This window comes from Quyinboa ferrireducens, assembly GCF_042436675.1.
Classification (GTDB): Bacteria; Bacteroidota; Bacteroidia; order Bacteroidales; family UBA5342; genus JBHJHP01.
The window spans coordinates 817,532-828,660 of sequence record NZ_JBHMVA010000001.1 but is presented as its reverse complement, the minus strand read 5'-3'; the positions used below and the strand labels follow the sequence as shown (position 1 = coordinate 828,660).

General features: G+C 37.4%; 9 protein-coding genes. 4 read left to right on the top strand and 5 right to left on the bottom strand.

Going from position 1 to position 11,129, the window contains the following annotated elements:
* Window positions 1-30 precede the first annotated feature (30 nt).
* Entirely contained in the window at window positions 31-603 is a 573-nt protein-coding gene (locus tag ACE01N_RS03145) for a hypothetical protein (protein ID WP_380584718.1), read from the bottom strand.
* Between the two features lie 142 nt (window positions 604-745).
* Between ACE01N_RS03145 and ACE01N_RS03140 the strand changes: the two genes are divergently transcribed.
* On the top strand, window positions 746-2,122 hold the full coding sequence (locus tag ACE01N_RS03140; protein ID WP_380584716.1) for an alanine/glycine:cation symporter family protein: 1,377 nt from the start codon (window positions 746-748) through the stop codon (window positions 2,120-2,122).
* Window positions 2,123-2,487: 365 nt separating this feature from the next.
* Here the strand turns inward: ACE01N_RS03140 and ACE01N_RS03135 are convergent, their stop codons facing one another.
* The 4 genes from ACE01N_RS03135 to ACE01N_RS03120 form a co-directional block, all read right to left on the bottom strand.
* Complete coding sequence (locus ACE01N_RS03135; RefSeq protein WP_380584714.1) at window positions 2,488-2,916, bottom strand: acyl-CoA thioesterase; 429 nt, start codon at window positions 2,914-2,916, stop codon at window positions 2,488-2,490.
* Window positions 2,897-5,365 (bottom strand): endopeptidase La, encoded by a 2,469-nt coding sequence (gene lon / locus ACE01N_RS03130; protein WP_380584712.1) that lies wholly within the window; start codon window positions 5,363-5,365, stop codon window positions 2,897-2,899. The genes ACE01N_RS03135 and lon overlap by 20 nt, the downstream gene beginning before the upstream one ends.
* A 92-nt stretch (window positions 5,366-5,457) precedes the next feature.
* On the bottom strand, window positions 5,458-6,675 hold the full coding sequence (locus ACE01N_RS03125; RefSeq protein WP_380584710.1) for a putative sugar nucleotidyl transferase: 1,218 nt from the start codon (window positions 6,673-6,675) through the stop codon (window positions 5,458-5,460).
* A 74-nt stretch (window positions 6,676-6,749) separates the two neighbouring features.
* The gene (locus tag ACE01N_RS03120; protein WP_375727572.1) at window positions 6,750-7,016 is read right to left on the bottom strand and encodes a type B 50S ribosomal protein L31; all 267 of its coding nucleotides are present in this window, start codon (window positions 7,014-7,016) and stop codon (window positions 6,750-6,752) included.
* Between the two features lie 212 nt (window positions 7,017-7,228).
* On the opposite strand from ACE01N_RS03120, the gene ACE01N_RS03115 reads away from it, so the two are divergent.
* From ACE01N_RS03115 to ACE01N_RS03105, 3 genes are all read left to right on the top strand, one after another.
* On the top strand, window positions 7,229-9,148 hold the full coding sequence (locus ACE01N_RS03115) for a hypothetical protein (RefSeq protein WP_380584707.1): 1,920 nt from the start codon (window positions 7,229-7,231) through the stop codon (window positions 9,146-9,148).
* A complete protein-coding gene (locus tag ACE01N_RS03110; RefSeq protein WP_380584705.1) occupies window positions 9,145-10,428 on the top strand; it encodes an MFS transporter in 1,284 nt (427 codons plus the stop codon). Before ACE01N_RS03115 ends, ACE01N_RS03110 begins: the two co-directional genes overlap by 4 nt.
* 69 nt (window positions 10,429-10,497) lie before the next feature.
* Window positions 10,498-11,061 (top strand): Crp/Fnr family transcriptional regulator, encoded by a 564-nt coding sequence (locus ACE01N_RS03105; protein WP_380584703.1) that lies wholly within the window; start codon window positions 10,498-10,500, stop codon window positions 11,059-11,061.
* Window positions 11,062-11,129: the final 68 nt, after the last annotated feature.

The window sequence follows — 11,129 nt, the reverse complement described above, 5'->3', positions numbered from 1 at the left end:
TAAAACTTAGGAAAAGTTACGCAACAGAGATTATCCGGTTCGTTTTCTTTTAAAACTGTAATGGAATAAAACCACTTCTATTGCTTTCAGGATCGCTTTATTTATGGGTAACATAGGAACGCATAGCGATCTGTCAATATCCATTAACCGGTAATAAAATTCCGACATTACTGGTGGATTAACAGGTGCGGCAGCTATTTTATTGCCTTGTCCCTCCTTAATTATTTTACAGGTAGACAATTGAATCTCACCATTTTTATTCGAAAACCCTGAATACCCAAACATGCGGCATATCAGTCCACGGTATTTATAATTAGAACAACCCTTAATTTCACCTCCATTTACCGCAAAGGGAACAAGTAGTTTACAAATAGTATTGAACCCATTGTTCTGAAGCTCATCATAAAACGTTTCCGCTTCACCCTTTTTATAAAGGTCATATGCTAATGGCAAAAACTCAAGAACGGTCGCCTGAATATCAGGTTTTGTACAACAGGAATAACAATTCAGCTCACAGAATATATGAGAACTTTTACGGTATGATACAACAACCTTATCGGCTTCCGCAAATACTTTGCGCACTGCCAGAACTTTATGGTACATTCAGAATTAAAAATCATTCTGACGCCAAAATTATACATAAAACAATTTCCATATTCAGGTGATAGAAAATATTTTTTAAACCAACTAATGCACACATTTTAAGATAATTACATGTTTATTTTTATTTCCGTATATTCGTAAAATGAGTAGAATAACACAAGTCGCCATCGAGTTTAGCAATTTTGTATGGGGAACACCCCTTTTGATCCTTTTACTTGGTGGCGGTTTATTTTTCCTGATCTACTCCCGTTTAATTCCTGTACGTTACATTGGCCATGCCATAAAAATCCTTTCCGGGAAATATGACGATAAAAACGAAAAGGGCCAGATCAACCACTATCAGGCCTTATCTACTGCATTGGCAGCAACCATCGGAATGGGAAATATCAGCGGTGTTGCAGTAGCAATAACAATTGGCGGCCCCGGAGCCATTTTCTGGATGTGGATCAGTGCTTTGCTCGGCGTATCCACAAAATTTTTCACCTGCACACTGGCTGTCATGTACCGCGGGAAAGACTCCAGGGGTGAAATTCAGGGTGGCCCCATGTATTATATCACTGAAGGGCTAGGGAAAAAATGGAAACCTATGGCTGTGTTTTTTGCATTCGTCGCATCTATTGCTGTCTTCCCTATATTTCAGGCGAACCAACTTACGCAGGTTATCCGCGATGTGGTTTTGATCCCAAATAATTTAGGCGGAAACTTTACGACAGACCTGATTACAGGCATTGCCATTGCTGCGTTGATGGCTGTGGTTATTTTCGGAGGTATTAAGCGAATCGGAAAGGTTACCGGTAAATTAGTTCCGCTAATGGTTGTCATCTATGTTGCACTGGTATTGTTTATAATCTTTTCTTCACCGGATAAAATTTTGCCCGCATTTAAACTGATTTTCGAAGATGCGTTCAGCGGTGATGCCGTTTTGGGTGGCGCTATTGGAGCGATAATCATAACCGGTGTTAAACGGGCAGCATTCAGCAACGAAGCAGGCATGGGAACAGCCCCACTTGCTCATGGAGCAGCCAAAACAAACGAACCGGTTCGCGAAGGACTCGTCGCCATGCTGGGACCCATTATTGATACACTGATTGTATGTACCATGACTGCCCTCGCGATCATCGTTACCGGCGTATGGCATTCTACCGATGTGGACGGGATTACGTTAACAGCCATGGCTTTTGACGCGGCACTTCCCGTCTGGGGACCTTATATTCTGATTGTTTGTGTATCATTTTTTGCTTTATCCACATTATTTGCATTTCCCTATTACGGATCCAAATGTGTATCATTTATGTTCGGACACAGGTATACAAATCTGTATAACGGATTAAGCGCTGCTTCATCAATTGTAGCTGCGGTAATATCTATTGACCTGGTTGTTGCACTTATTGACTCGGCGTACGCCCTAATGGCATTCCCGAATATGATAGCTGCCTTGCTTCTGGCTCCTAAAGTGAAACATGCCTCAAAGGTGTATTTTAAAAAGCTGAAAATGGGCGAATATAATTCTAATATTTGATACAATGTTTGACCCTTAACAGGGTCATGGATTTCCTTCATTATTGGAACTACAAATGTTGGACTCCTACGGAGTCATAATTATTGGAATACTTTTATACCGTAAACATATTGAACATTGAAGGAAAACATATTTAAAGCAAAAACTGACAACGACATAAGGTAAATAGGAAAAATATACAGGTATAAACTTTTCATTTTTGAACGATGTATGTTTGTTATAGAAGAATACAAAAATTCAAAGTGAGATAATACATAGAATGACCTCGTTAGAGGTCAAACATTTGTAAAATGAATTGAATGAAAATAAAAAGGACTCCTGCGGAGTCCTACATATACTTTAATAATCCCTTCCTTTTTTATTGCTCACAATCCTTCAAAACCCTCAATAGCTGAACGCCATTTGTCTGCCAGCTGCAAAGACTGGCTGGTTTTGGGATCAAAGCCTACCATCACCGATTTGCAGGTAGCTTTAATTTCACCAGTCTCTTTATCTGTAAGGTGTTGCATCATTTTCAGACTTTTATTACCCAGCTTATAAACCTTAGACAGCACCTCAATTTTCTCATCCAGAAAAATAGGACGCAAAAACTCAATATGAGTAGATGCAATTATCAACCGTGCCTCGTGCCAGTCCACAGGCTGACTGTCGTTTAGTATGTTGAAATAATGCATCCTTCCCTGATCGAAATACTGGGAATACACCGAATTATTCACGTGTCCAAGTCCGTCAATATCGTTAAAACGGATCTGAACCTCAGTATTTACTTTAAAATCACTTCTTTGAAGCTCCATGGTCTGAAAAGTCAAATTTTACCGGATGATCCACTTTTTGTTTTAAAAGTGCCAGATCAAGTACTTCTTTTACATTTGAAACAAAGTGGAACTTAACTCCCTTTATATAAATATCTTTTATCTCATCCAGATCCTTACGGTTCTCTTCACACAAAATAATTTCAGTAATACCAGACCGTTTTGCAGCCAGAATTTTCTCCTTAATTCCTCCAACCGGCAACACTTTACCTCGCAGTGTTATCTCGCCCGTCATTGCCAGTCCCTTTTTCACTTTCCGTTGTGTAAAAGATGAAACCAAAGACGTCAGCATGGTTACACCTGCCGAAGGACCGTCCTTGGGAATTGCACCTTCAGGCACATGCAAGTGCACATTATAGTGTTCAAAAATACGCTGATCCAAACCAAGTTCCTCGTTATGAGATTTAATGTATTCAAGAGCCAACATTGCTGATTCCTTCATCACATCGCCAAGGTTACCGGTTATTGACAAACGACCTCCCGAGCCTCTGCTCAGGCTGGATTCCACAAATAAAATTTCTCCCCCAACGGCAGTCCATGCCAGACCGGTTACTACACCCGCATATTCATTTCCCTGGTATTCTTCTTTTGAAAACCGTGATGTGCCAAGATATTCTTTAATATGCTCAGGGTTAAGCGTTTTCTCAACCGCCTCTTCATTTGCAACCTTTCGTGCCAAACGACGCATTAAGGTAGCCAGTTTTTTATCCAGTTCACGCACACCCGATTCACGTGTATACCCTTCAACAATAGCTTGTAACGTTTTATTCGGAATCTTAACCACACCTTTCTGAAGCCCATGGTTTTCCATCTGACGCGGAACAAGGTGCCGTTTGGCAATCTCCACCTTTTCCTGCATGATATAGCCACTCACGTCAATGACTTCCATACGATCAAGTAACGGTTGCGAAATTGATGCAACCGTGTTAGCGGTTGCAATAAACATAACCTTACTCAGATCATATTCCACTTCAAGGTAGTTATCGTGGAAGGTATTATTTTGTTCCGGGTCAAGCACCTCTAGCAATGCAGATGCCGGATCACCTCTAAAATCCGAACTTACCTTATCAATCTCATCCAGAATAAACACCGGATTTGAAGTGCCTGCTTTTTTGATATTTTGAATAATGCGGCCCGGTAATGCCCCTATGTAGGTTTTACGGTGACCACGAATCTCTGCTTCATCGTGTAAACCACCAAGCGACATCCGTACATATTTCCTGTCCAGTGCTTTAGCTATAGATTTCCCCAGCGATGTTTTACCAACTCCGGGAGGGCCTACTAAACACAAGATAGGCGATTTCATATCATTTTTCAGCTTCAGAACAGCCAGATATTCCAGAATTCTGTCCTTCACTTTTTCAAGTCCGTAATGATCCTTATCCAATATTTTCTGAGCCCTGTTCAGATTGAAATTATCTTTGGAATACTCATCCCACGGCAATTCAACCAAAGTAGAAACATAGTTTGACTGAACCGAATAATCTGCTGCTGCCGGATTCATCCGTTCCAGCTTGGCAACCTCTTTATCGTATACATCACGGATTGCCTTACTCCACTTTTTCTTTGCTGCCTTAGCATTCAGTTCGCGTATCTCAGCTTCAATCGGATTACCACCCAGCTCATCCTGTATGGTTTTCATCTGCTGATGCAGGTAATATTCGCGCTGCTGCTGATCGATATCAACCCGTGCTTTAGCCTGAATATCGTTTTTAATTTCCTGTAACTGTGCCTCACGCGCCAGAACTTCAAGCAACTGGTAAGAACGGTCCTTGATTTTATCGCGTTCAAGCAGCTTTTGCTTATCCTTAATTTTAAAGGGAAGATTAGAGCTGATAAAATTGGTCAGAAACGGCAGTCCGTCGATATTTTTGATGGCAAATGTTGCTTCATTCGGCAAGTTATTAGAACCGGAAACAACCTTAACGGCCAAATCCTTTATGGCAGCAACCAAAGCTTCATTTACGTCACCTTCATCTACATTCAAAACATCTTCCCGGTGAGTAATTTTAGCAACAATAAACGGATCTGTTTTTACAAATTCCACCAGATTAAACCGTGCCCTGCCCTGAAGGATAACAGATGTTGATCCATCAGGCATTTCCAGAATTTTAGCAACCTGTGCAACTGTTCCAACAGCGTAGAGATTTTCTGCCTTTGGATTATCAGTGTTCACTTCGCGTTGGGTAATCACACCAATGTAGGTCCCGTTGTTAAAAGCTTCGCGAACCAGTCGCAGCGATTTTTTTCTTCCCACAGAGACCGGCATAACGACTCCCGGAAACAATACCATGTTTCGTAGCGGCAATATTGGCAGGGTGTCAGGCAATTCCGACACTTCAAAGATCTCCGGATTATTCTCGTCAACCAAAGGGATAAACCCTGCTTCACCATCCAACATATCCGTTAAAAATATATTATCTAAGCGCATGTAAATTATTTTTCAATAAATTGTGACAAACTGTCACGCCCGATCCGTTAAATACAGGCGTCGTGTAATTGTTCAAGAATTGTGCCAAGCCCCTAAAGTCTTGATCTGAATTGCTCCGTTTCGTCAAATACTGCTTTTAAAATGGATTTATCCATATCTGTAAGCGTAATATTTCTCCTGCTCATCACACGTTCAGCAATCTGAAATACAGTTTCAAGCTTTACCTTCTCTACACCTTTCGCTGTGGTCAACGTAAACGAAGGCACAAAATTCCTTGGAAATCCACTTACCGCAACATTTGCTGCAACTCCGGCAACTGTTCCTGTGTTGAACATCGTATTAATACCGCATTTGGTATGGTCGCCCATTATAAGTCCGCAAAACTGGCGACCGGTTTTTAAAAAGCGCTGTGTGGCATAATCCCACAGTTTTACTTCCCTGTAATCATTTTTAAGATTTGAATTATTGGAATCGGCCCCGATATTACACCATTCCCCGATTATTGAATCTCCCAGGAAACCTTCATGCCCTTTATTGGAGTAACCTGTAAAAATAACGTTGCTCAACTCTCCTCCAACTTTACACCATGGTCCAATAGTTGAACTACTGTAAATCCGGGTTCCCATATTTACGGTGGCATGATCGCATATGGCAACCGGTCCCCTTAAATGGCTTCCTTCCATAACCTCTGCATCCTTACCGATATAAACAGGCCCTTTTTTAAGATTCACCGTAATATATTCAGCAACAGCACCCTCTTCCATAAAAAACTGAGGATTGCCTTCCTTGTCATACTGCTCGCCAATGAACCGCACAGAATCGCTGACAACAGCACTTTTTCTGTTTGCGGTTAACCGCTTAAAATCAGCTTTAATTTCATTTTGGTTCCATCCCAAAAGCTGGTACGGATATTTCAGAACATGCGGTTCACCATCCAGCAACAAGCGTTTCCCTTTAGTCTGACCCGATTTTTTAAAGTCCAGCCACTCAAACGGATTTCCAAACAGTGCGATCAACTGATCATCGTGCCATATGGAATCTCCCGGATTCAATGCCTCTATTTGCGCGATGAGTTCCGGTGTCGGAAGGCAACCGCCATACAAATAAAGTGTTTCCGGTTCAGACTGATCCGGAAATTTATCTTTCAGGTATTCATGCGCATCCCACGAAGTATTGACGTCGAATATCAACTCCCATTTTTCGCGGATAGTTTGAATGCCTGCGCGAATTTCGGATACCGGCCTTGTAAAGGTGAGTGGTTTCAGCGTATTCCTGAATCCTGCATCAAAGAAAGTAATGATTTTAAACATGACATGAGGAGTGGAATGGTTCGAAAAAAGAAACGGATAAAAAAAGAGCCCCGTCGTACGGAGCTCCAGGAGAATTATTTTTTAGTTTGATTTGCGTAATGTTGTTTGTACCTGTTACGGAATTTATCAACACGCCCTGCAGTATCAACCAACTTCATTTTACCGGTATAAAACGGATGTGAAGTGTTTGAAATTTCAATTTTCACCAAAGGATATTCAACGCCGTCAATTTCGATTGTATCCTTTGTTTTCACAGTTGATTTTGTAAGAAAAGTCTCTTCGTTAGACATGTCTTTAAATGCAACCAACCGATATCCTTCTGGATGAATGTCTTTTTTCATTGCTCTATAATTTTATTTTCTATTTCCTCTTTTCGAATGGCTTGCAAAATTATAACTGATTTTTATAATTACAAAATAATACCACAAAAAATTTAAATGTTAAAATGTTGGTTTTCAAACAGAATAGAAAATAAAAAAATAAATACTATTTTACTTTAAAAAGTTTAACTTTAAAATTTATCAAAAAAATTGTCTTTTAACTAAAACGCTTAATGAATACAAATTTTAATATTTTTAGAATTAATTGTTGGCTTGATGATATTGATGGTAATAATTTTACAAATTCTATTACATCATTAATTTACGACTTTTTATTTTCCAATGAAAATAAAGAAACCTTGGCAAGTGACATTTTTATCAATATAAAGGATAATTTATCAATTAATTTAGACGAAGATTTTTTTAATAATATAATTGACAAAAATAAAAAATTAGAAAAATACCCAACAGATAACGATGTATTAGTTAAGTTATCCCAAGAAAAATATGATGAAATCAATGAAAATATATCAAACAATTCGTTAGAATATCATATTGAAAAGTTCATTATTAAAAAAGGTTATGATTCGCACATCAGTGAAAAAATAATTCAACTTTTAGCAAATACATTATATGAGAATATTCTAGTCTTTTCTACAGAAAAAATTAAAACTTTTCTTTCAAATTCATATACTAATAATTTTACTCAAAATGAAGTTGATGCTTATAATGAATTTATTGATTATGATAATAGAGAAAAAAATAATGCAATATTTTCGACTTTTTTAAAAGCTGTAGAATTTGCAATTTTGACTTCGGGAAGAGGGGTAAAAAATATTTCAAAGGACATTTTTAAAAATAAAACGTATTACCTAGATACAAACGTAATTATAAGAATCTTAGGAGTTGGAGGAAAAGAAAGACAAAAAACCGTTGAAAAGTTATTGGATTCCTGCACTCATGAAGGCATTAAATTTGAAGTATCTCACTCCACGGAAAAAGAATTAAATAATAAAATAGAAGAAAGATGTGAAAATTTAAGAAAAAAAAGTGATCTCCATTCAATTACCATTTTACAAAAACTAACAGAAGAGATCGGTCTAAATCAAGATTTCGAATCTCATTACGCCAAATTAAGAGTAAACGGTGACGTAAAAAGTGTAAATAGCTATGAATTATATCTTAAATCTAAATATCAACAATTAAAGGCTAATTATAATCTTAAAGGTGAATCTTTATTGTCTAAATTAGAAGGTATTGAAATTAATGAACTTACACATAAGTTGTTTTCAGCAAAAAAAGATGATTTCAGCGTACGATACACTAAAACCGCAGCCAAAATTGATGCAATTAATGTACTCTATGTAAGAAAATTACGTGGACGTAATGATTACAACTACAATGACATAAGATCATTTTATTTAACAACAGATAGAACTTTAAATAAAGTTTTATCAATGCAGAATAATAAAAAAATACCCGAAACAATTTTGCCTTCCCAACTTTTTTTACTTCACAATTCAGCAATTGAAACAGATGAAAATGACATCAAACAGTTTGTTAAGTTCATCAAAAAAAGAACTACTGAATTTAAGCTTAATGGAACCGAAGTACTAAAGTTTGCTTCTGAGATAAGGGATATAACGTCCAATGTAGAGGATCTAACTTCAATTTTAAAAGCTTATTCAGACACAAAATACAAATCAACAGTTCAAGAAGTCAAAAAATTTAGCAAAATTTCAACATTCAATGATTTTGCAAAAACCCAAGTTGATAAAGAACTGTGGGAAACTAGAAAAGGTAATAAAAAGTATTCAGATGCATTAGAAAGTGCTATTACATCTTTGAATAATAAATTAAAAAGATCCAAAAGTATTGCTTATATATTGGAATATACGATTTATTTATTGTTTAGTATAATTACGTATTATATAACAAATCAAGAAAAAATGGGTATTTTATCGTTCCTGTTTCTTTCTGTCATAAGTCTTAGTGTAAATTTCATATTTAAAGATTCTTTTGGAATTCATAAATTTCTCAAAAACAAAATATATTTCTGGTATATAAAAAATTCACATTTTTATAAATTATTTGGCAACGATGACCAATACATTTTAAAAGCAAAAGAATTAATTGAAAACAATACAAAATGAGCAAGCGCACATCATTCCCAAAAGTATTCTGGACAGCCAACTCCATTGAAGTACTGGAACGTTTCGCCTATTACGGCATATATATGAGTTTTGGCATCTATTTGCAACAACTTGGTTTTTCCAAAGGTGATCTTGGCATCATACAAAGTATTTTCCTCTTATTATCTTATATTACGCCTCTTTTTTCAGGGACCATAGCCGATAAGTTCGGATTCAAGAAAGTGCTTATTGTCTCGTACATAGCCTATCTGCCTTCCATATTATTACTTATAGTCACAAAATCGTTTTCAGGAATAGCACTAACAATGTTGTCCATAGGTTTTGCTGCAGGTATTTTTAAACCTTTAATATCAGCCACTGTTAGGGCTACAACAGATTCAACAAACAAGACACTGGGTTTTGGAATTTTTTATGCCATGGTGAACCTGGGTGCGTCATTAGGCCCTGTTGTTATGGGAAATCTAAGAGCCATGTCCTGGGATTATGTGTTTTATACTGCTGCCGGAACCATTGGATTAATGCTTATTGTAACCCTTCTCTTTTACAAAGAACCACCACGCGAAATTGAAGGTGTATCACTTAAAAAGAAATTTCAGGATATGGGTGAAGCTTTATCTGACATAAAATTCCTGGTTTTTCTTATTCTTTTAGGCGTATTTTTCTGGTTGCCGTTTTGGGCTTTTTTCAATGTCCTTCCTGTTTACATTGACGATTACATCAATACTGCCAGTCTGTATGAATCTGTACGATCTGTTCTTGGCACAACCTTTACCAATATTATCTCAAGTCAAAAAGATGGAGTATGGCACATTAATGCTGAATCCATATCGCACACGGGTTACATCATCATTGTTTTTCAGCTGTTAATATCCAGCCTGTTTGAGAAGCGACCAGCAATCCCTTCTTTTTTACTCGGATTATTCATTGCTGCTGCAGGGTTCGTTGTGCTGGGCTATTCAGTAACTTCAGTCCCTTCGCTTGTATTTGTTGGTGTATTCTTATTTGCTATCGGCGAAATGATTTCGTCTCCGCGTATCCAGGAATATATTATGTGGATAGCTCCTAAAGAAAAAGCCGGCCTTTACATGGGAACCAATTTTCTTGCTACTGCAATCGGTGCTCTTTTAAGCGGGCTTTATACCGGATTACTTGGGAGATTTGAGGAAGCAGGAGATCCGCAAATGATTATGTACACACTGGCCGTTCATGCCATAATCGGAATTATTGCTATCTGGATCTTTACAAAAACACTGGGAGAATTTAAAGAAAGAACCGAATAAATAATAATAAGGGTTCAACCTTTGACTGCCCCTCTGTTATTATTATACAGCTATAAATAATATACCGGTATGGTTGATGACATAATTCACTCAATTTATCCTTTATCGCAACAAAATATTGCAAAGATCAAAGCTCTGGTTGAGTATCAATCAATTCCTAAAGGGGAAGTCTTTATTAAGCTTAACCAAATAAATCGCAGCGAATACTTCCTGATAGAGGGAATTTGCAAAAGCTTTCTTCATAATCCTGATGGAGAAGAAATTACCATATCTTTTTTTGATGACAACTCTGTTTTATCGCCATATACAACACGTACATCAGGTGAACGATCTATTTTAAATTTCAAAGCACTTACAGATATTGAACTTGGCGTTCTTAAAGCTGAAGATTTTGAAGCCTTAATGATTGAAAATCTGGAAATCAGAAGCTTTGGAAACCAGACCCTGAGAAATGAACTTATGCATAAAATTCAGAAAGAAACCGGACTGGCTACTTTGACTGCCAAGCAGCGATTAATCAATTTCAGACAACGGTTCCCTTTACTCGAAAATATGATACCGCATACCGATATAGCCACATTCCTGGGAATTACCAACATATCGCTAAGCAGGCTTAGGAAAGAGCTTATCTGACTTTTGGCTCTTTTTATCAATTGTTAATGGAATCGGATATTATCCACCATAATTTTGTTGTAATACAA

Bases quoted from the DNA above. Each gene is read 5' to 3' on its own strand.
- ACE01N_RS03120 (WP_375727572.1), bottom strand. From the start codon at position 7,016: ATGAAAAAAGACATTCATCCAGAAGGATATCGGTTGGTTGCATTTAAA.
- ACE01N_RS03145 (WP_380584718.1), bottom strand. From the start codon at position 603: ATGTACCATAAAGTTCTGGCAGTGCGCAAAGTATTTGCGGAAGCCGAT.
- lon (WP_380584712.1), bottom strand. From the start codon at position 5,365: ATGCGCTTAGATAATATATTTTTAACGGATATGTTGGATGGTGAAGCA.
- ACE01N_RS03135 (WP_380584714.1), bottom strand. From the start codon at position 2,916: ATGGAGCTTCAAAGAAGTGATTTTAAAGTAAATACTGAGGTTCAGATC.
- ACE01N_RS03110 (WP_380584705.1), top strand. From the start codon at position 9,145: ATGAGCAAGCGCACATCATTCCCAAAAGTATTCTGGACAGCCAACTCC.
- ACE01N_RS03105 (WP_380584703.1), top strand. From the start codon at position 10,498: ATGGTTGATGACATAATTCACTCAATTTATCCTTTATCGCAACAAAAT.
- ACE01N_RS03125 (WP_380584710.1), bottom strand. From the start codon at position 6,675: ATGTTTAAAATCATTACTTTCTTTGATGCAGGATTCAGGAATACGCTG.
- ACE01N_RS03140 (WP_380584716.1), top strand. From the start codon at position 746: ATGAGTAGAATAACACAAGTCGCCATCGAGTTTAGCAATTTTGTATGG.
- ACE01N_RS03115 (WP_380584707.1), top strand. From the start codon at position 7,229: ATGAATACAAATTTTAATATTTTTAGAATTAATTGTTGGCTTGATGAT.